This is a genomic window from Rhizobium terrae (assembly GCF_003425685.1).
GTDB classification, from domain to species: domain Bacteria; phylum Pseudomonadota; class Alphaproteobacteria; order Rhizobiales; family Rhizobiaceae; genus Neorhizobium; species Neorhizobium terrae.
This window is the reverse complement of the sequence record NZ_QJKM01000012.1, coordinates 124,316-143,540: the sequence shown is the minus strand read 5'-3', so window position 1 is coordinate 143,540 and position 19,225 is coordinate 124,316. Positions and strand designations below refer to the sequence as shown.

General features: G+C 61.0%; 19 protein-coding genes. 5 read left to right on the top strand and 14 right to left on the bottom strand.

Annotation, left to right across the window (positions count from 1 at the left end; genetic code table 11):
* Position 1: 1 nt before the first annotated feature.
* Positions 2–1,054 carry a LacI family DNA-binding transcriptional regulator gene (locus tag DMO26_RS22475; protein WP_117194391.1) on the bottom strand — a complete coding sequence of 351 codons (1,053 nt, stop codon included), beginning with the start codon at positions 1,052–1,054 and terminating at the stop codon, positions 2–4.
* A gap of 89 nt (positions 1,055–1,143) precedes the next feature.
* Positions 1,144–2,334: a glycoside hydrolase family protein gene (locus DMO26_RS22470; RefSeq protein ID WP_162895028.1), complete on the bottom strand. Its 1,191-nt coding sequence runs from the start codon at positions 2,332–2,334 to the stop codon at positions 1,144–1,146.
* Positions 2,335–2,522: 188 nt separating this feature from the next.
* Here DMO26_RS22470 and DMO26_RS22465 point away from each other — a divergent pair, with 188 nt between their 5' ends.
* From DMO26_RS22465 to DMO26_RS22445, 5 genes are all read left to right on the top strand, one after another.
* Positions 2,523–3,458 carry a carbohydrate ABC transporter permease gene (locus DMO26_RS22465; protein ID WP_117194389.1) on the top strand — a complete coding sequence of 312 codons (936 nt, stop codon included), beginning with the start codon at positions 2,523–2,525 and terminating at the stop codon, positions 3,456–3,458.
* Complete coding sequence (locus DMO26_RS22460) at positions 3,451–4,338, top strand: carbohydrate ABC transporter permease (protein ID WP_117194388.1); 888 nt, start codon at positions 3,451–3,453, stop codon at positions 4,336–4,338. The genes DMO26_RS22465 and DMO26_RS22460 overlap by 8 nt, the downstream gene beginning before the upstream one ends.
* Before the next feature lie 30 nt (positions 4,339–4,368).
* Entirely contained in the window at positions 4,369–5,451 is a 1,083-nt protein-coding gene (locus DMO26_RS22455) for an ABC transporter ATP-binding protein (protein ID WP_117194387.1), read from the top strand.
* Between the two features lie 33 nt (positions 5,452–5,484).
* Positions 5,485–6,771, top strand: coding sequence for an ABC transporter substrate-binding protein (locus tag DMO26_RS22450; RefSeq protein ID WP_117194386.1), 1,287 nt, complete (start codon positions 5,485–5,487; stop codon positions 6,769–6,771).
* 70 nt (positions 6,772–6,841) lie between these two features.
* Positions 6,842–8,707, top strand: a complete 1,866-nt coding sequence (locus DMO26_RS22445; RefSeq protein ID WP_117194385.1) for a DUF2264 domain-containing protein — start codon at positions 6,842–6,844, stop codon at positions 8,705–8,707.
* A gap of 6 nt (positions 8,708–8,713) precedes the next feature.
* On the opposite strand, the gene phnE (DMO26_RS22440) is transcribed toward DMO26_RS22445, so the two are convergent.
* The 12 genes from phnE (DMO26_RS22440) to phnF form a co-directional block, all read right to left on the bottom strand.
* Complete coding sequence (gene phnE / locus DMO26_RS22440; RefSeq protein WP_117194384.1) at positions 8,714–9,559, bottom strand: phosphonate ABC transporter, permease protein PhnE; 846 nt, start codon at positions 9,557–9,559, stop codon at positions 8,714–8,716.
* A 1-nt stretch (position 9,560) separates the two neighbouring features.
* A complete protein-coding gene (phnE, locus tag DMO26_RS22435) occupies positions 9,561–10,481 on the bottom strand; it encodes a phosphonate ABC transporter, permease protein PhnE (protein WP_117194383.1) in 921 nt (306 codons plus the stop codon).
* Positions 10,482–10,550: 69 nt separating this feature from the next.
* Positions 10,551–11,465 carry a phosphonate ABC transporter substrate-binding protein gene (gene phnD / locus DMO26_RS22430; RefSeq protein ID WP_117194382.1) on the bottom strand — a complete coding sequence of 305 codons (915 nt, stop codon included), beginning with the start codon at positions 11,463–11,465 and terminating at the stop codon, positions 10,551–10,553.
* Positions 11,466–11,521: 56 nt separating this feature from the next.
* Complete coding sequence (gene phnC, locus DMO26_RS22425; protein ID WP_117194381.1) at positions 11,522–12,343, bottom strand: phosphonate ABC transporter ATP-binding protein; 822 nt, start codon at positions 12,341–12,343, stop codon at positions 11,522–11,524.
* Between the two features lie 241 nt (positions 12,344–12,584).
* Positions 12,585–13,757, bottom strand: coding sequence for an alpha-D-ribose 1-methylphosphonate 5-triphosphate diphosphatase (locus DMO26_RS22420; protein WP_117194380.1), 1,173 nt, complete (start codon positions 13,755–13,757; stop codon positions 12,585–12,587).
* Positions 13,744–14,496, bottom strand: a complete 753-nt coding sequence (locus tag DMO26_RS22415; protein WP_117194379.1) for a phosphonate C-P lyase system protein PhnL — start codon at positions 14,494–14,496, stop codon at positions 13,744–13,746. The genes DMO26_RS22420 and DMO26_RS22415 overlap by 14 nt, the downstream gene beginning before the upstream one ends.
* 15 nt (positions 14,497–14,511) lie before the next feature.
* Positions 14,512–15,336, bottom strand: coding sequence for an ATP-binding cassette domain-containing protein (locus DMO26_RS22410; protein ID WP_205421253.1), 825 nt, complete (start codon positions 15,334–15,336; stop codon positions 14,512–14,514).
* Complete coding sequence (locus tag DMO26_RS22405) at positions 15,333–16,247, bottom strand: alpha-D-ribose 1-methylphosphonate 5-phosphate C-P-lyase PhnJ (protein WP_117194378.1); 915 nt, start codon at positions 16,245–16,247, stop codon at positions 15,333–15,335. The genes DMO26_RS22410 and DMO26_RS22405 overlap by 4 nt, the downstream gene beginning before the upstream one ends.
* Positions 16,244–17,341, bottom strand: coding sequence for a carbon-phosphorus lyase complex subunit PhnI (locus DMO26_RS22400; protein ID WP_117194377.1), 1,098 nt, complete (start codon positions 17,339–17,341; stop codon positions 16,244–16,246). Before DMO26_RS22400 ends, DMO26_RS22405 begins: the two co-directional genes overlap by 4 nt.
* Positions 17,341–17,892 carry a phosphonate C-P lyase system protein PhnH gene (locus DMO26_RS22395; protein WP_117194376.1) on the bottom strand — a complete coding sequence of 184 codons (552 nt, stop codon included), beginning with the start codon at positions 17,890–17,892 and terminating at the stop codon, positions 17,341–17,343. The genes DMO26_RS22400 and DMO26_RS22395 overlap by 1 nt, the downstream gene beginning before the upstream one ends.
* Entirely contained in the window at positions 17,892–18,350 is a 459-nt protein-coding gene (locus DMO26_RS22390; protein ID WP_117194375.1) for a phosphonate C-P lyase system protein PhnG, read from the bottom strand. Before DMO26_RS22390 ends, DMO26_RS22395 begins: the two co-directional genes overlap by 1 nt.
* The gene (gene phnF / locus DMO26_RS22385) at positions 18,343–19,134 is read right to left on the bottom strand and encodes a phosphonate metabolism transcriptional regulator PhnF (RefSeq protein WP_117194374.1); all 792 of its coding nucleotides are present in this window, start codon (positions 19,132–19,134) and stop codon (positions 18,343–18,345) included. Before phnF ends, DMO26_RS22390 begins: the two co-directional genes overlap by 8 nt.
* Positions 19,135–19,225: the final 91 nt, after the last annotated feature.

Below are 19,225 nucleotides of genomic sequence, written 5' to 3'. Positions count from 1 at the left end.
TTTAAAGCTTGGGAGCTCCTATCGAGGAACGTTCGATGAGCCTTACGCCGAGATTGACGCGGCGAACGTTGGCTTCCGGATCGGAGATGCGTTCCATGAGAAGTTGCACCCCGGCGCGTCCGAGTTCGGCGCGATCGATGCGGATGGTGCTCAGCGGCGGGCGGCTGTGTCGGGCGATCGCGATATCGTCCATGCCGATGATCGAATAATCGTCCGGCACCGAAAGATCCCGGTCCGCCAGTGCCTGCATCACGCCGACGGCGACGAGATCGGTTGCGCAGAAAAACGCCGACGTCTTCGCAAAGCGGCCTTGGTCCAACGCGGCGCGCATGGCGTGCTGGGTATCGTGCTCACCGAAACCAAGTGCTTCGAGATCGAAAAGATGCCGGTCGACATCGAACGGGATGCCCGCCTCTTGGAGCGCGATGCGAAAACCTTCAAGGCGCCGCTGCATCGAGAGACGATGGGCTACGGCGACATGGACGATTTCGCGGTGACCTGCCTGGAGAAGGGTGCGGGTGGCGAGCCATCCCGCCGACCAGTTGTCGGGAAGCACGCAGGAAAGCCGCATGCTGCGATCCATGCCGTTGATGATGACCGCGGGAATGCCGCTCTCGGCGATACGGTCGATTACGACCGGGTTGTCGACGCCCAGCGCAATCAGGGCGCCCGGTTGCATGTCGCGCAAGATGACATCGATTTCGGAAGACAGGATAGCCGGATTGAGAGGAACCAACCGGACGTCGATCCTCAACGAGTTGGTGACCGCCTCGTCGAGCACGCCGCGGATGACTTCTTCGTAGAACTGCGACCGCGAGTAGAATTCGGCTGGAATGACAAAAGCGGTGCTTTCGACGCCGGCTCGCTGCAGGGTCCGAGCGGCACGGCCCTGGTAACCGAAGCGCTCGGCGGCATCGAGAATGCGGCGGCGGCTTTCATCGCCGACGCCGCCGCGATTGTTCAAGACCTTGGAGACGGAAGCGACGGAAACGCCTGCAGCGTCCGCGATATGCTTCAGCGTGGGGGCGATCGTGTCGTCCGGACCCTCATCCATGAAAGACGTCCTGGCTTTTTCCGCCTGAAATCACTTTGCGATCCGTCCTTTAGGCGATCTATCCTGCCCCCATCAATACGCCTCAGCCTCTACCAGAAGAACTGCCGATGCCCAAGGGAGCGCATGAGAGCTTCCATGAAATAGTAGTCGCCATAGGGCAGCATGGTGTCGGCAAAGCCGGCCTTCACATGCGCCGCGCCGTGCGCCAGCAGCCCGAGCGCATCTGGATCGCCGGTCAGGTCGCAGGTATCGAGCAGGCCGTCAAGCAGGCGGTTGCCGAAGTCGTGCCAGCGAGCGGCTTCCTCTGCCTCGTCGATGTCGGCGAGAATGAAGAGACCTGCCGCCATGATCGCGGCGGCAGAGCTGTCCCGATGGTCGGTCTTCGGTTCGGGAACCGAATAATCCCAGACCGGCACCCGGTCGTCTCCCATCAGTTCCTCAGCCTTTGCGGCAAGCCGCCGGGCCGTGTCGAGATGTGTCCTATTGCCGGTCGTCGCCGCGCATTGGGCAAAGCCGTGGATCATCCAGGCCTGACCGCGCGACCAGCAGGAATTGTCCGCATGACCCTGATGGGTTTCACCCCGCACCGGCTTGCCGCTTGCGGGGTCGAACAGGAAGGTGTGGAAGCTCGTGCCATCGGGACGGACCAGATTGGCGATCGTCGTCTCCGCGTGGCCATCGGCGGCTTCCTTGAAATCGCAGCGCGCGGTCTCGTTGTAGGCCCAGTAGAGCAGCGCGAGATTCTGCATCGTATCGGCGATCACCCGGCCGTTGGCAAATTCCGGCCGGAAGGCGCCATGAACGGAGCGCGGATTCCACGCCTGGATATAGCGGCCCTCCGGGTGATAGCGATTGAGCAGCACATTGGCTGCCTCCAGCGCCATGTCGCGCGGCTCGCGGTCGCCGGTCAAAAGCCAGTCGCTGACGCAGGCGAGCGAATACTGGAAACCGAGGTCGTGATCCTGCGCATCGCGATTGCGTAATATGCCCCTGAAGACGTTGCGCCGCGCTCTTGCGGCATTGAGGAAAACCGGATCGCCGGTCAAGCCGAGGGCAAGCCAGTATTGTCCCGCCAGAAAGCTCACGACCCAGTCGTAAGGCCCACAATAGGACCAGGTATTGTCGGCAAGCCCGATCTTGGGATTGCGCAGGCCGATCACCGGCATCGTCCTGCGCAGACGATCCAGGCAGCGCTCCAGCGCCTGCTGGTGACGTTTCTGGGTGAAATCCGACCCCGCGGATGCGACGGTACGGAAATAGGTGTTTCTTTCGGCCAACATGGACAATCCCATCGAACGGTAAGTCTTTTTCGCATTGAGAAGATAATTTCGTCAACTACGAAAATTTCTGTTGACGCTAGTTTTTTCGCGATCTAGTTTCGGGCCATCGGAGGAGCCGTGGGAGTCCCGCGCGACGTTCATGCTGCGCTCTGGTTCGAGGCGGGAGGCTTTGCGGGAGGCGCGAGCATATGTCGACAACGGCCATGACGAGCCCTGATGCACGAGCCTTACGCCCGGCCTTGTCACGTGCGGCCGATCAACTGGCCGGTTACGGATTTCTTGCCCCGTGGCTCATCGGTTTCTTCGTGTTGACGCTCGGGCCGGCGGTTGCCTCCTTCTATCTGTCGCTCACGGATTTTTCGGGCCTCGGCGGAGCGAACTGGATCGGCGTGGAAAATTACGTGCGGATCGCAACGGACGACGAGCGTTTCCGGACGGCGATGAACGTCACCTTCACCTTCGTCCTATTGTCGGTACCTCTCAAACTTCTTTTCGCGCTTGCCGTCGCCGTCGCCCTCAACAAGGGCCTTGCTGGCCTTTCTCTGTTCCGGGCGATCTTCTATCTTCCGTCGCTGGTTGGCGGCAGCGTTGCGATCGCCGTGCTCTGGCGCCAGCTTTTCAGCGGTGACGGACTGATCAACCAGGCGCTCAACGCTCTGTTCGGCTATGAAGGCCCGAGCTGGATCTCCAACCCCTCGACCTCGATCTATACGCTCGTGCTGCTCGCGGTGTGGCAGTTCGGCTCATCGATGATCATCTTTTTGGCCGGCCTCCGGCAGATCCCGAAGGACATGTATGAAGCGGCGAGCCTCGATGGCGCAGGTCCAATGCGCCAGTTCTTCAAGATCACCTTGCCGCTTCTGACCCCAGTCATCTTTTTCAACGCCGTCATCATCACCATCGACGCGTTCAAGGCTTTCACCTCGGCTTTCATCATCAGCGACGGGACGGGCGGTCCGATCGATTCCACCCTGTTCTACACGCTCTACCTCTATCAGGAGGCGTTCGCGAACTTCCGCTTCGGTTATGCCTCGGCGCTCGCCTGGGTGCTGGTGGTGATCATCGCCTTCTTCACCGCGATGTCCTTCGTTTCGGCGCGGTATTGGGTCCACTACGATGACTGACGCGGCTCTCACCACGGCGATGGCGCGCAGCGAAAGGGATACCGTCGATCGGTCGCCGCTGGCGCGTGCCTTCCTTTATGCCCTGCTGGTCGCGATCAGTTTCGTGATGCTCTATCCGCTCTTGTGGATGATCGCGAGTTCGTTCAAGCCGGACGACGAGATCTTCACCTCGACCTCGCTCATACCGTCGGCGCCGAATTTCGACACCTATCGCCGTGGCTGGAACGGACTGAGCGTCGGCTTCGGGCAGATGTTCTTCAATTCGCTCGTCGTCTCGGTGCTGGTCGTGATCGGCAACCTGCTGTCCTGTTCCATGGCGGCCTATGCCTTTACGCGGCTGCGCTTCAAGGGGCGGAATTTCTGGTTCGCGCTGATGCTCGGCACGTTGATGATGCCGCAGCATGCAGTGCTGGTCCCGCAATATGTGCTGTTCCTGAAGCTCGGCTGGGTGAACACCATCCTGCCGCTGGTGGTGCCCAAATTCCTGGCGATCGACGCCTTCTTCATCTTCCTGATGGTACAGTTCTTCCGCGGCATTCCGCGCGAGCTGGACGAGGCGGCGGTCATGGACGGCTGCGGACCTTTGCGGATCTTCCTGAAGGTCATCCTGCCGCTTTCGACGCCTGTGCTGGCGACGGCCGCGGTCTTCTCCTTCATTTGGACCTGGGACGATTTTTTCGCACCGCTCATCTATCTGAACGACATCCAGAAATACACCGCGCAGCTGGGTTTGCGGACCTTCGTCGACGCCACGGCTCAGTCCGATTGGGGGGCTCTTTTCGCGATGTCGACACTCACCGTTCTGCCTGTCTTCATTCTCTTCATCCTGTTCCAGCGACTTCTGATCGAAGGGATCGCGACCACCGGCATGAAGCGCTGACAGCATACGATGTTCAAAAGGACCTAGGATGTGACATCACTGGCGTTGAAACAGGTGACCAAGAGTTTTGGGGCAGTCGATGTTATCCGCGGGGTCGATCTCGACATCACGGCAGGCGAATTCGTCGTCTTCGTCGGTCCCTCGGGCTGCGGGAAATCGACGCTGCTTCGGATGATCGCGGGACTGGAGCCGATTTCGAGCGGCGAACTGGCGGTCGGCGGCATGCGCATGAACGAGGTGGCCGCCGCCAAGCGCGGCATCGCCATGGTCTTCCAGTCCTATGCGCTCTACCCGCACATGAACGTCTACAAGAACATGTCGTTCGGGCTGGAGACGGTCAAGATGCCGAAGCCGGAGATCGATACCCGCGTCCGCAAGGCGGCTGACATCCTGCAGATTTCCCATCTTCTCGACCGCAAGCCGAAGCAGCTTTCCGGCGGCCAGCGCCAGCGCGTTGCGATCGGCCGCGCCATCGTTCGCAACCCAAAGATCTTTCTCTTCGACGAACCGCTGTCCAATCTCGATGCCGAGCTTCGCGTGCAGACGCGTGTCGAGATCGCCAAGCTGCATGCCGATATCGGCGCGACGATGATCTACGTTACCCACGACCAGGTGGAAGCGATGACGCTTGCCGACCGGATCGTGGTGCTGCGCGCCGGCGTGATCGAGCAGCAGGGGACGCCGCTCGACATCTACAACAAGCCGCTCAACCGGTTCGTCGCCGGCTTTATCGGCTCGCCTAAGATGAATTTTCTGAAGGTGGAGGCCGCGGCATCGCACCCGGGCAAGGTCGTGCTCAATCTTGCCGGCAAGCAGGTGACGGTGCCGCTGTCGGAGCGCGTGGAACAGGAGAGCGAACTCACCTTGGGTCTGAGGCCCGAACATATCGTCGCCGACGAGACGGCCGGCGTATCGCTCGGCAGTCTTACCATCGTGCATGTCGAGCGGCTGGGCGGTCAGACGATCGCCTATGGTCATCTCGACGACAGACAATCCCTGACGATTGCCCTCGACGGCCAACGCGGCCTCGCGGCCGGCGACCGGATGGCAGTCAGCATTTCCGCCGACAGATGTCATCTGTTCGATGACAAGGAGAGACGGATCGGCGGTTGAATCGGACGATGATGAGCAGATGAGGAGGAGACAATGCTCAACAGACGGAAATTCATGACCAACAGCGCGCTGCTTGGGGCAGGCGCTGCATTTTCGATGACGCCGGCGTTCCAGGCAATGGCGCAAGAGAAGACGATGCGCCTCTACTGGTGGGGTACGCCGAACCGGGCGGAGCGTACGCTCGGCGTCGCCAAGCTGTTCGAGACCGCCAATGCCGGCGTCAAGATCAACGGCGAAGTCGGCGGCAGCGACTATTGGACGAAGCTGACGACGATGATCGCCGGCGGCAATGCGCCGGACATTTTTCAACTCGAGCCCGGCCGCTTTGCCGACTTCGCTCGCCGTGGCACCGCACTGCCGCTGAACGACTATCTCGGCAAGTCGATCCGCACCAACAAGCTGGCGCCGGGTGTACTCGATCTCGGCACGGTGGACGGCAAGGTCGCCGGCATGCCATTGTCGCTGAATGCGTTTGCGCTGTTCTACGACACCGATGCTTTCAAGAAGGCCGGCATCACGCCGCCATCGGACAAGACCACCTGGGAGGACTTCGCAAAGATCTGCGTCGATCTCACCAAGTCGGTCGGCAAGAAGAACGTCTGGGCGATCGGCAATTGCGGCCGATATCTTTTCACCTTCCAGTCCTGGCTCACCCAGCGTGGCAAGATGCTCTATACGGCAGACGGCGCCGCCGGCTTCACGGCCGACGATGCCACCGCCTGGTATGCCTACTGGAATGACCTTGCGAAGGCCGGCGGCTGCAGCAGCGCGGAAGTCCAGGCGATGGACAAGATTCTCGTCGATTCCAACGCGATGGCGACCGGCAATGCGTTGATGGCAATCGCCTTCTCCAATCAGTTGACCGCCTTCCAGGGAATCAGCAAGACGCCGCTTGCGATCACCTCGCTGCCGGTCCTCAGCGCCTCGGCGCCGTCTGGCCTGTTCTATCGTCCAGGCCTGCACTGGGCGATCGCCAGCACATCAAAGAACCCGGAACTGGCCGCCAAGTTCATCGACTACTTCATCAACGAACCGGAAGCCGGCAAGACATTGCAGGTCGAGCGTGGCGTGCCGGTCAACATCGATATCCAGGCGCAGGTGCAGCCGTCGCTGGACGACGTTTCCAAGCTGACGGTCGACTATATCAAGTCCATTGCAGGCCGGGTCGGCAAATATCCGCCACCGGTGCCGCTCGGCGCTTCGGAATTCGAGGAGCGCTCGTTCCGCCCGCTGGCCGACAAGGTGGCCTTTGGCCAGATCACACCGAAGGAGGCCGGCGAGCAGCTGGTTTCCGATGCCAAGCGGATACTGAAGGGCTGACCCGACTTGCAAACGGCGGCGCGGGAACGCGGCTCCCGCGCCGCATCTTTTTCAGGAGGAATCTTGGCCGATGAGCGACGAAATCTTTGACGACAGCCTTTTTCGCCCCTGGGCCCGCAATCCCCTGAAGACCCGCACCGATGTCGAACAGGCCCTGAAGGACCTTGTCCTGCCGGTCGAAACGTATCGCTCGAAGGGTGGCGCACGCATCCGGCTCGATTCTGCTGCGGCGCATTTCGACCAGGCGTCGGCCGATTTCGAAGGTTATTCGCGGCTTCTCTGGGGGCTGGCGCCGGCTGAGGTCGGTGGCGCCAACTGGATCGACTGGGGGCCGGTCGCTCGCGGCCTCGCCAATGGCTGCGATCCGGATCACCCGGAATATTGGGGCGATACCTTCGATGTCAGCCAGCGGCTCGTCGAGCTTGCGGCGATCGGTTTTGCGCTGCGGTTGGTGCCGGAGAAGATCTGGGAGCCACTCAGCGACAAGCAGCGCGCCAATGTCGCGACCTACCTGATCGCCGGACATGGCCGCAAGCACGCGGACAATAACTGGAAGTTCTTCCGCCTGATGGTCGGAATGGGGCTTCGCCATGTGGGGGTCGATTACGATCGCAGCCTGGACGATACCTATATCCGCGACCTCGATGCTTTCTATCTTGGCGATGGCTGGTATCACGACGGCAATACGCGTCGCGCCGATCATTATGTGCCATTCGCGCTGCATTTCTACGGTCTGGTGCTGGCGGCCTTGGATGGCGGCGACTGGACCAAAGGTTATCGCGAACGGGCCAGCCTGATCGCCAGGGACATGAGCCGATGGTTCGCAGATGACGGAGCGGCTCTCTGCTTCGGCCGTTCGATGACCTATCGTTTCGCAATCGCCGGCTTCTTCGGCGCGACGGCGCTGGCCGGCGACAAGACGATTGCCTGGGGACAGCAGAAGGGGTTCTATCTCCGGAACCTGCGCTGGTGGGCGAAGCAGCCCTTCGCGGCGCGCGACGGCATCCTGCCGGTGGGCTACTGCTATCCCAACCTCATCATGTCGGAGCCATATAATTCTGCCCAATCGCCTTACTGGGCTTTCAAAGCCTTCCTCCCACTGATGCTGCCGGAAGACCATCCCTTCTGGGCAAGTGAGGAGGAGGCCTGCCCGCCGCGTCCGGAAGCTGCGATCCAGCGCCATGCAGGTTTCGTGATCGCCAATCCGCTGGGCGACGCAATCGCGCTTTCCTCCGGGCAGCAGACGAGTTCAAGCAACACTTTCGTGCGCTTCGGGCCGGAAAAATATGCGAAATTTGCCTATTCCGCTCGCTACGGCTTCAGCATCGAAAACGACCCATGGCGGTTCAAGAATGCCGTGCTCGACAATATGATCGGTTTCAGCGACGACGGCGTGCATTTTCGCGTGCGCGAGGATAACGAACAGGCGATGGTGACCGACGGCGGTCTGCTCTACGGTTTTTGGAAACCGTTCGCGGACGTGTCCGTCGATACCTTCCTCTATTGGGATGGCGGCTATCATGTTCGTCTGCACCGCATCGAAACGCCGCGACCGCTTTTTACCATCGAGGGCGGCTTTGCCATCTCGCGTGGCGATGGCGTGATGACGGAGGCCGAAGGCTCGGCGGTTGCGGTGACGGATGACGATATCTCGGCTGTCTACGATCTTTCCCCATCTGTCAGGCGGCAGGGCCGCTGCCATTTCGCAGCTCCGAACACCAATCTGGTTTCGGCAAAGACCATCGTGCCGCAATTGACGGGAGAGATACCACTAGGAGTGACCGTACTTTCGATCGCCGTCTTCGCCCAGGCGGAAGGCTTGGCTGCGCGCCATGTTCTCACGCAACGGCCTGCAGCACCGGACGTCGAGATGCTGAAGGCCCGGATTGTGGCAAACGGTATTTCGGTGACCTTGATGCATGGCATCCCGAACTGACCGGCATTAAGACCTCGAATTGCCGATGATCCTGCCGCGCAGCCATGCGGACGAGAGATCGATGCAATAGACGACCAAGACGATCAGGAAGATGATCGTCCAGGCCTCCGGCCAGCGATAGGCGGCGATGCGGTCTGCCAGGAAAAAGCCGATGCCGCCCGCACCGACGATGCCGAGGATCGTACCCGAACGCGTATTGGACTCGAAATTGTAGAGCACGATCGACAGGATGACGGGCATGGCCTGCGGCATGATCGCGAAGCGGATCGTCTGAGTGCGGCTTCCGCCGGACGCCAGCACGCCATCGGCCGGCTTGCGCGATGTATTCTCGATCGCCTCGGAAAACAGCTTGGCGAATGTGCCGATCTCCGAAACCGCGATGGCGAAGACGCCTGGAAGTGGCCCGAGGCCGAAGGCGCGGATGAAGATGAGTGCCAGCACGATCTGTTCGACGGCGCGTAGCGCATCGAAGCCGCGGCGTGCCGAAAGCCGAAGCCAGCCGAACGGCATGATGTTCTTGGCGCCGAGAAAGGCCAGCGGGAAAGCGACGAGGGCACCGAGCAAGGTTCCGAGGAAAGCCATGGCGACCGTCTCGCCCATCGCTTCAAGGATATCTCGCCATTCTGCCCAGGTTGTCCAGATGTAGGGCGGAAACATGAAGGAAACGATGGTGCCCAGCCGCGTCGCGCCCTGGATCAGCCGCATCGGCGAGAAGCCGAACAGATAGAGGCCCGCGACTACCGGTGCCAACAATGCGAGGACGGTGGTCCAGCGAACCAGCCGCACGTGGATCGGCGCCGAAAAGGCGCCCGGAACGCGCTGCCGAAGATCTGCATAAGGGGAGGCATCCATTTTAGGCCCTCAGACTTTCGAAGCCGATAATACGGTGGCGAAGTTTCTCGCTCAGAAAATCGATGATGATCACGGTTACGAGGATGATCACGAATAGCGCCGACAGATCCCTGTATTCCTGCAGCGACATGGCGGTGCGGATTTCCTGGCCGAGCCCGCCGGCGCCGACATAACCGATGATTGACGACGAGCGGACGTTGATCTCGAAGCGCAACAGCGTGTAGCTGATCACGTTCGGAATGACCTGCGGCACGACGCCATAGCGCATCTGCTGGAACCAGGAACCTCCGGCCGCCTTGACGCTTTCGAGCGGCCGCATGTCGATGTTCTCGTTGACTTCGGAATAGAGCTTGCCGAGCGAACCGGTGGCGTGCATGGCGATTGCCAGCACCCCGGCAAGCGGCCCGACGCCGAAGCAGAAGACGAAGATCAGCGCCCAGACGATGTCGGGAACCGTGCGGATAATTTCCAGATAACGCCGGCTGACGACCAGCAGAACAGCGTTGGGGCTGAGATTGCGGGCGGCCGGAAAGCTCAAGGCGAAGGCGCCGATCACGGCGAGGAATGTCGCAAGATAGGCGATCAGGATCGTTTCGCCGAGCAGTTGGAGCCAGACCCGCCAGCGCCAGAACCATTCCGCTAGATCGGCGCCGAGGTTATTGAGACGGAGCACGGGAAAGGTTTTGTAGATGTAGTCGCCCAGCCGCGGCAGCGAGGCCCAGAGTTTCCAGGTGGTGATCCGCTCGCCGGAAGGCAGGTTCACTTCCGTCGTATCGAAAAAGCCGTTGATCCAGGCCGAAATGAAGACGGCGGCGGCAAACAGCACCAAGGAGATCAACTGAACCCGCAGCGCTTTGTTGCGGCGCCGGCGATAGTCGATCTCGAACTGCTGGATCATCGTTGACGGCGAGAGAGAAACCATGGCGGACCCTGATTTGGCAACTGGAGCGCCGCGGTCTGCCGCGCTCCGTGTCGTTAAGGCGGGAGGCAATCAGCCCTGACGGCGCTGCTTGCTCAGCCACTCGCGCATGTCGATGATCCATTGGTAACGCTGGTGGTCGACCTCGACATAGCCTTTGGAGGTCGAGTTGGCGCCGCCGCTCATTTCTTTGAAGGCGTCGGGCGCCTTTTCCGGCATCGCCTTGATGACCGTCTTGACGTCGTTGATCAGGTCGGCCGGAAGGTTCTTGCGGATCGTCAGCGGGCCGTTGGTGATTTCCGGCGATTTCCAGATGCGGCAGATCTCACCCTTCGGGATCATGCCCTTGACTTCCATGCGCTGCGGAATGCCGCTGACTTCGTTGTTGACATAGGTTGCAGCTGCATCGAACTGCTTATTGAGGACGGCCATGACGCCCGTCTCATGCGAGCCGGAGAATGGAATGGCGGAGAAGAAGGTCTTTGGATCGTAACCCTGCTTGACCAGATTGAAATAGGGCACGGCATAACCGGACGTGGAGTCCGGATCGGCAAAGGCCAGAACCTTGCCCTTCAGGTCGTCGACCGACTTGTAGCCGGAATCGCAACGCACCGTGATGACGGAATAATAACCGGTAGAGCCGTCCTGTTCCTGGCTGGCGAGCAGCGGCATGACACCACCGTTCGTTTCGGTATAGGCAGCGGCGTAAGCCGAGGAGCCGAGGAACGCGAATTCGATCTGATCGGCGGCGAGCGCCTGGATGACGCCGTCATAGTTGCCAGCGGTGAAGATTTCGATCTTCACGCCCAGTTCCTTTTCCAGATAGGCGGTGAAGCCGACACGCCGTGCGAGGCGGTCCTTCTCGTTTTCGGCGGAGGTAATGCCAACGCGGATGGTCTTGTACTTGTCTTTCCAGCCCTCGGCAAAAGCCTGGTTTGAAAGGAAAAGCGAGGCCGTTACGGCCGCAAGCATGAGGACGTTTTTCATTTCAGCTCTCCTGTTTTGATAAAAGCCGCCGGCTGTGATCGGCCGCCGGCGGGAATTCAAACCGGCTCGTAGATCCTCGATGACGTTGATCTTCGGGGGCTGACCGATGTGGACGTCACGGTTTCGTCGATGTCTTCATCCAGCCCGGCGGTGCCGTAGATCTGGTGGATGCGTTCCTGGGTGAGATCCTGAGGCAGCCCATCGAAGCGCACCTGTCCATCGCGCATGGCGATGATGCGTTGGCAATAGGCGCGGGCAGTATCGAGCGTATGCAGATTGACGAGAATGGTAATCCCGTCCTCGCGGTTGATCTTGCGAAGCGCGTCCATCACGCGGGCCGCATTGGCCGGATCGAGCGAGGCGATCGGTTCGTCGGCGAGCATGACCTTGGGATTCTGAACGAGCGCCTTGGCGATCGCCACGCGCTGCTGCTGACCACCGGACAGGGTGCCGGCACGCTGCAGCGCCTGCGGCACAAGGTCGAGCCGGTCCAGGGCGCGGATCGCCATCGCTTTTTCCTCATCGGTGAAGTGGCGCGCCATGGAGGAGAGAAAACCGTGATGCGCGATACGGCCGATCAGCACATTGGTCAGCACGTCCATGCGCTCGACCAGATTGAACTGCTGGAACACCATGGCACAGGAGGCTCGCCAGAGGCGCAGGTCGCGGCCTTTGAGCGAGGTGATGTCCCTTCCATCGAAAAGGATCTTGCCGGAGGTCGGATCGGTGAGCCGGTTGATCAGGCGCAGCAGGGTGGATTTGCCGGCTCCGCTGCGGCCGATGATGCCGACCATCTGCCCGGTTTCGATCGACAGCGTTACGTCGTCGACGGCGCGTGTCTGGCCGAAAGTCTTCTTCAGAGAGTAAAGCTCGAGCACGGGAAAAGTCTCCGCCTGCCGGGCAACGTCCAAGACGAAGCCAAGTTATACTTAAAGATCGACCTTACAAATTATGTATAGCAATTCCTCATGACATTTTTATTATGAAATTCGTCAACAAATGCAGAGACTTATAGGAATTTTATCATCGAATACATTCGAAATATCCGAATGTCTGCGTCCCGCGGTCATTCGGATCGGAAAAAAAGACCAGCGCGAGACCGGTCTCTGGTTGTTCTGTCTATGCAGCCTGACGGAGGTGGTAGAGCGCGCCATCCGAATAGACCTGGCGCCCATTGCTGAATGTCGCCCGCACGCGAGGCATGCGTCCCCTTTCGGCGATAACGAGGTCGGCCCGCAGACCGGTCTCGATCGCACCGCGGTCGGTGAGGCCAAGTGCGGCGGCGGGATTGGAAGTCGCAAGCGCTGCGGCTGCAGGCAGGCCACCGGTGCCGACTTCGGCGAGCGCCAGGATCGCGGGAAGCATGGCGGAGGGGTGATAGTCGCTGGCCAGCATATCGAGAACGCCGTTTTCGTAGGCTTCGCGGGCGGAGAGATTGCCGGAATAGGAAAGGCCGCGCAGTGCGTTCGGCGCACCCATCGCGGTCGCGATGCCGAGCCTTTGCGCTTCCCTGGCCGCATCCATCGTCACCGGGAATTCGCTGATGCGGGTCTGCAGCCCATGCACCACCGCGACCTTTTCGATCGTGTCGTCGTCGTGTGAGGCGAGCGTGACGCCGTGGGCATGTGCGGCGGCGGAAACCGCCGCGATATTGTCCATCGCGTCCATGTTCTGTGCCCGGTTCTCGATGCGCTGACGAACGGCTTCTGCAGCCTGTTCCGGTGTCAGCTTGTGATTGCGGGCAACCGTCTCGATGTGGCGCTCGACGTCACGGTACTGACCCTGCCCCGGCGTATGGTCCATCAGTGAAATGAGATCGAGCGAGCCGGCCCGCAGAAGATCCTCGATGACCAGACGAGCCTTGGTGAAGGTGACCTCGAAGCGCGCGTGAACCCGGTGGTCTACCAGAAGCTCGCCTTTTCTCAGCGTCGTAATCGTGTCGATGATCGCGCGCGAATGTTCCTCCGATCGCAGATGGCCATAGGTGCTTGCGGCATGGAAAGAGAGGGCCGCATAAGCCGTGGTGATGCCGCTGCTCGCAAGCTTCTTGTCCAGTTCGAAAATGCCGAGTTCCAACGGAAAACGTACGTTGGGGCGGGGCTCCACCTCGCGCTCGACCATATCGCCATGCATGTCGATGAAGCCCGGCAGGAGCAGCCGCCCGCCGCCGGAAATGTCGGGCGACGCCACCGATCCCTCACGGATTTCGGCGATCAGCCCGTCCTCGATCCTGAGCGCGCCGTTCGAGATGACCCGGTCGCGCAGGACAATTTCAAAATCACTCAGCCACATTATATGCTCCGTCGGCAATTGCCTTGATTCCAAGGCTTATTTCGCGATCGATGAGTTCGGCGACGTCATCCGGATGGTGGAAGACGCCGATCATCGCTACGCCTGCCGCCTTCAGCTCCGCAAGCCGGGCGACGAGCGCATGCCGGGCTTGTCTGTCGAGCGAAGCGGTCGGCTCGTCGAGAAAGAGAAGCCGCTGAGGCAGGATGAGGGCGCGCGCCAGGTTGACCTTCTGTTGTTCTCCACCGGAAAAGGTCGAGGGATAGGCGGCCCAGAGCTCGGCCTTGACGTCGAAAGCGGCCAGCCAGCGCCGGGCTTCCTCGATCGCCCGGGCATAGGGCGTTCCGGCAAGCCGCAGGGGTTCGGCAACCAGCTCCTCGGCGGCAACGCGTGGACGGGCCTGCAGGAATTGCGTGACGAAGCCGATCTCCCGGCGCCGCAGAAGGGAGATATCGACGTCGGCGGCGACCGCCAGATCGATGATGCCTTCCTTCGTGTGATAGAAAGCGTGGCCGGCGCGCGGCAGGTACGAGCGATAGAGCGTCCGCAGCAGGGTGGATTTGCCAGCGCCGTTTTCACCCTTCAGCAAGATGAATTCGCCTTCGTGCAGATCGAAACCGACGTTTTCGAAGGCAAACAGCGTACGCCTCAAATGGTGCATCTCGAAGTGCTTGGCGAGCCCCTCGACCGAAAGCACGACTGGAGACAGGGGGGCAGAGGTGGACGGCGTGTGCATGTTCATGATGCCTGTCTCTCCTCAGAGTTTCGCGTGGACGAGCTGTTGCGTATATTCATGCTGCGGATCCTGGAAGATCTGATCGGCAAGACCTTGCTCGACGACTTCCCCGTTGCGCATCACCATGACACGGTCAGCCATCGTGCGAATGACACCCAGATCGTGTGACACGATAACCATGGTGATTTGTCGTTCCCGCTGCAGCCGCTTCAGCGTATCGAGCACCAGCGCCTGAACGCTGACGTCGAGACCGGTCGTCGGCTCGTCGAGGAGAAGCAGCGCGGGTTCCAGTGCAATCGCCTTGGCGAGCTGCACGCGCTGTTGCATACCGCCGGAGAGCTCTGAAGGACGGGCATCCATGCGGGCGGTCGGAAATTCCGACGCGTCGAGGGATTCCTTCGCCTTGGCGCGCAGCACCGCAAAGTTCCGCTCGCCCGCCATCAGCAGCCGTTCGGCGACATTGCCGCTGCTGGTATTGTTCATTCGGAGCCCGAGATGCGGGTTTTGGTAGACGATGCCGATGTGATGTGCGCGCAGCATGCGGCGCGAGAAGCGGTCGAGTGTGAAAAGGTCGAGGTCTTCGCGACCGGGCAGATCGAGGTGGTAGGTGCCGCGATCCGACATCTCCTCGAGATTCATCATCCGCAGCAGGGTCGACTTGCCGGAGCCGGATTCGCCGACGATGCCGAGAACTTCGCCCGGATAAACGGTCACATCGACGCCGCGCAGTGCCCGGACGTCACCAAAGCTCTTTTCGGCGCCCCTGATGGTCAGGATCGGACTTGCGAGCATCAGGCACGGCGGCTGGCGTTCCAGTCCGGAAGTCATGGAAACAGAGGAATTCATCGTTCAAGCCTGCCTTCGCGGTAGTAGGTTTCGCCCAGCGTCACGGCTTCGCCTTCCCGTCGTTGGATATGCTTGACGCCATACTGGCTGTCGGAAATCTCGAAACTGGACGAACCGTCGTCCTGCGGTAGTTCGTTCATGAAGAAGCCCATGGCACCAGAGCGGTAGCAGGTCTTGTCGGCATGATCCTCGACGCGATAGGGCACGTCGTCGAACACCAGCGGCTCGACGCGCGTATAGGGCGGCACCGCATGGATACGCTTTTCGCGGCCGGCCGAGAGGATCGTCAGGTTGGCTGCCATATGCATCTTCGGTACGTCCCAGCGCGGGATCGGTGAAGGCGTCATGACATGCCGGCCGTTGACCATGCTCGGATAGGACGAGCCTTGCATAATGCGGCCGGAGCGGACGAGCTGTTCATAGAGCGTCAGCCAGAGCTGGCCGTAATCCGCGTCGCCGTGCATCACGCGCGCCTCGGACATGTCCGGCTGGACGGGGCGCAGCGGCTCCGGATTGGGAACCTGAAGCACCAGAATCTGGTCCTCGCGAAGCTTCTCTTCCGGAATGCGATGGCGCGACTGGATGATATCGGCCTTCAGCGTGTCCAGCGTCTCCTTCGCCGAACTCACCCGGCGTAGGAATTTGCGGATGCTGCTGGCATTGACGGAATCGTCGGCGCCCTGGTCGATCACCTTCACCACGGATGCGGGCTTCAGCAGTGTCAGCGTCACCTGCAGACCACCGGTTCCCCAGCCGCGGGCGATCGGCACTTCGCGGCTGGCATAGGGCACCTGATAGCCGGGGATAGCGATCGCCTTGAGGATGCGGCGGCGCATTTCGCGCTTGGCGGATTCATCTAGGAAGCCGTAGCTGAAGGCTGCCCAGGGTTTTGTCAGTTGATCGAGTTTCACGACATTGCCTTTTCGAGTTCGGCCTGCCTGGCTGCATCGGCCTGCGGCACCGCGGCCTTGTTGGCGGGCTTGTCCGTCTTGACCTTCCGGATCGCATCGAGGCTTGACTGGAAGGTCACGTAATGCGGCAGCTTGAAGTGGATGCAGAAACCCGAGGCCTCCACCGGTTCCGTGTGATAGAGCACGAATTCCTCGTTCGAAGCCGGATGCGGCTTTTCCTGGGTCGAGGCGAGATCGAGGGACGCGGCGGCGATGACCTTCACCTCATTCCAGCCGAAGGTCGCGGAAAATCCGAGTTGCAAGCCTTTGGCCTTGGAGATGATCTCTGCCTGGCTGATGCGAACGCGTCCGGCGCTGAAGATCGTCCCGCGCGGATGGCGGATGCGGACCGGCGCCTCGGCGAGCCGCAATTCGTTGACCGTCGGGTGAACGTTGCCGTAGCCGCGCATGGTCGAATACCCGAGCGCCAGCGTGCCGCCGGTGTCGGCACGGGCAAGGCTCTGCAGTTTATGGGCACGGCTCGCCGGAAAGAGCAACGGCTCGCGCGTGACGTCGGGGATCTCCTCGAGCGGAACGGGCTCGGACTGGAAATCGGCGATCAACCCTTGTGCCTTCTGCCAGTCCGCCAGCGACGGCTGCGTGGCCGGCGCCGGTTCCGCAGCCTGTTCGACAGGTTCGGGCACGAAGTCGGCTCCATTCAACACATCGATATTCAGCAGCCGGTGCGAATAATCGAGCGTCGGGCCGAGGATCTGGCCTCCCGGAATGTCCTTGAAAGCGGCAGAAATGCGCCGCACCGTGAACAGGTCCTTCTGGCGCACCGGCTCGGCAATGGCCAGGCGCGGCTGGGTAGTGCGGTAGGCGCGAAGAAGCAGGACTGCTTCGTAGAGATCACCGCCCGATTGGGCGAGCGCCAGAGCCGCAAGCTCCGGCGCGTATAACGACGCCTCGCCCATTACCCGGTCGAGGAGATAGGGCATGCTCTTGGCGATAGCATCAACACGGGTTTTGTCGATCCGGCCGAGATCTTCGCGATACAGTCGTTCGGATTGTTCGATGGCGCGTTCGCCGCCGCGTGTAGCCACATAGGCCATCAGAGCACCTCGATGAACGTCGAACGGGGGATGCCGACCAGCCGGTCGCAATCCAAGAGATAAACGTCCCAGCCGAGCGGATAACGGATTGCCTCGGCTCGGAGTGACCAGAACGAACGATCGACGTCGCCGATGACAAGGTCGATCGAGCCGTTGACGCCGGGGCCGGAAAGCCTGAGCCGTGTACCGCCGGCGCCGTCGATCATCGCAGGCGAGAAGATCGTCGCGGACGCATCGGGATAGAGGAGATTGCCGGCGAGCAGCGTGGACAGCGCGGCGACATTGCGACCATCCGCCAGCGAGGTGAAGACGTATTCGGCCTCGTCGAGCATAGCCGGATACGCTCCTGTCGCGGCAATCTGCCGGCCTAGACCGTCATCGGAAGAGAAGAATGTGCACTCGCGGTCGAGCAAGCTTTCGGCGAGCAGCAGCAGGCAGGCATCGGGAAGAGGCTGGATAACTCCGGGACGGGCGAGTGCCCACATGAGAGCGTCGAACGTCGCATTGGAACGGGTGTCTTCTGCTGTGGGAAGAAGCAAGGCATGCGTCATCAGAAGGTCTCCATGCGGACGCGGGTGGATTCGACCTTGCGAAGCCGTGTTTCATCGATTTTTCGCTGGCGGTGATGCTCGCTCGCCAAGAAAGCCTCGATGGCCTTGATACCGATACCGGCTGTGATGCAGGCATCGACGATGGCCATTGCCATCGAATGTTCGAGGTCGCGGCCGACCACCGCCCCATAACCTTCGATGTTCCTACCGGTCAGGCGGATATGAGCCTCCGACACCAGAACTTCGCCAAGATGGAAAGCAGTATTCTGCACGGTATCGACATAAGGCAGCATAACGATCCCGGTGCGGCTCGCAAGAACCTCGATCGCTCCGAGTTCGTCTATGAGTGTCTCGGCGAATGCCTTGGCAGCACCGGGCTCGGATGCGGCAAGAATATCGAGCGTCTGGGCATGACCGAAGCGACTGGCCGCCGCGTCCGGCGGGGATATGTCATTCATTGTTCTGTCCTTTCACCGGCGATGCCGGAGGCGGTTCGGCAAGTTCGTTCTCGATCGTGAACTGTATGCGTTCGCCGGCCCAGACCGTCTCGGAATAGGCGATCGGACGACCCTCCATGTCGACGTCGGTCTTTTGCACGACGAGTACCGGCTGGTGCGGCGATTGTGCCAGGAGCTGAGCTTCGTCGCCGATGGGACGCCGCGTCAGGATCGTCGTGCTCTGGCGCAGATAATCGGGAATGCCGAAGGCAGCGTAGATCACCGTCACGGACTCGCCCGCCCGCCGGCGCAGATGCATGTTCGGAAACCGTTCGGCCGGATGATAGGAATGGCTGAGGCTGATCGGCACGTCGTCGGCAAAACTGCGGCGGGCGATCATATAAACCTTGGCGCCGGCTTCCAGTTTAAGTGCCGCGGCAACCGTTGGCGGCGCGACGATCTCGGCTTCGGAAATCGGCTGCCCTGAAGGCGTGCGTCCCTGTTCGAGCAGATTTTTGCGGAAGCGGGTGCGCCGGGCGATGTTGTAGGTGATGACCGAATGTTCTTCGACGAACGTGCCGCGGCCCTGTTCGACACGGATCTTGCCGGCCGCCGCGAGCTCGGAAATGGCGCGACGAACGCTGTGGCGGCCGACATTGAAGCGGTCCATCAGCTCCGTTTCCGTCGGCAGCTTGTTTCCGGGGGCGAGCGAGCCGGAGGTGATGGCGCGGCTGATTTCCCGCTCGACGACCTGCCACTGGCCGGAACGCGATTTAAGGGTAGCAAGGTCTGGATCGTTAGTCATTCGGACGAATCTTAAATTCATTCGGATGACTTTACGTATAACAAGGACCGGTGACAGTTTTATGTAGCGCCTGACTCTCGCAAGATTTTAT

Excerpts from the sequence above, each read along its gene's own strand:
- DMO26_RS22400 (WP_117194377.1), bottom strand. The coding sequence starts at position 17,341 with ATGGCCTATGTGGCTACACGCGGCGGCGAACGCGCCATCGAACAATCC.
- phnE (WP_117194384.1), bottom strand. The coding sequence starts at position 9,559 with ATGGATGCCTCCCCTTATGCAGATCTTCGGCAGCGCGTTCCGGGCGCC.
- phnD (WP_117194382.1), bottom strand. The coding sequence starts at position 11,465 with ATGAAAAACGTCCTCATGCTTGCGGCCGTAACGGCCTCGCTTTTCCTT.
- DMO26_RS22450 (WP_117194386.1), top strand. The coding sequence starts at position 5,485 with ATGCTCAACAGACGGAAATTCATGACCAACAGCGCGCTGCTTGGGGCA.
- DMO26_RS22475 (WP_117194391.1), bottom strand. The coding sequence starts at position 1,054 with ATGGATGAGGGTCCGGACGACACGATCGCCCCCACGCTGAAGCATATC.
- DMO26_RS22395 (WP_117194376.1), bottom strand. The coding sequence starts at position 17,892 with ATGACGCATGCCTTGCTTCTTCCCACAGCAGAAGACACCCGTTCCAAT.
- DMO26_RS22410 (WP_205421253.1), bottom strand. The coding sequence starts at position 15,336 with ATGAATTCCTCTGTTTCCATGACTTCCGGACTGGAACGCCAGCCGCCG.
- DMO26_RS22415 (WP_117194379.1), bottom strand. The coding sequence starts at position 14,496 with ATGAACATGCACACGCCGTCCACCTCTGCCCCCCTGTCTCCAGTCGTG.
- DMO26_RS22465 (WP_117194389.1), top strand. The coding sequence starts at position 2,523 with ATGTCGACAACGGCCATGACGAGCCCTGATGCACGAGCCTTACGCCCG.
- DMO26_RS22470 (WP_162895028.1), bottom strand. The coding sequence starts at position 2,334 with ATGTTGGCCGAAAGAAACACCTATTTCCGTACCGTCGCATCCGCGGGG.
- DMO26_RS22460 (WP_117194388.1), top strand. The coding sequence starts at position 3,451 with ATGACTGACGCGGCTCTCACCACGGCGATGGCGCGCAGCGAAAGGGAT.
- DMO26_RS22420 (WP_117194380.1), bottom strand. The coding sequence starts at position 13,757 with ATGTGGCTGAGTGATTTTGAAATTGTCCTGCGCGACCGGGTCATCTCG.
- DMO26_RS22390 (WP_117194375.1), bottom strand. The coding sequence starts at position 18,350 with ATGAATGACATATCCCCGCCGGACGCGGCGGCCAGTCGCTTCGGTCAT.
- DMO26_RS22445 (WP_117194385.1), top strand. The coding sequence starts at position 6,842 with ATGAGCGACGAAATCTTTGACGACAGCCTTTTTCGCCCCTGGGCCCGC.
- phnE (WP_117194383.1), bottom strand. The coding sequence starts at position 10,481 with ATGGTTTCTCTCTCGCCGTCAACGATGATCCAGCAGTTCGAGATCGAC.
- phnF (WP_117194374.1), bottom strand. The coding sequence starts at position 19,134 with ATGACTAACGATCCAGACCTTGCTACCCTTAAATCGCGTTCCGGCCAG.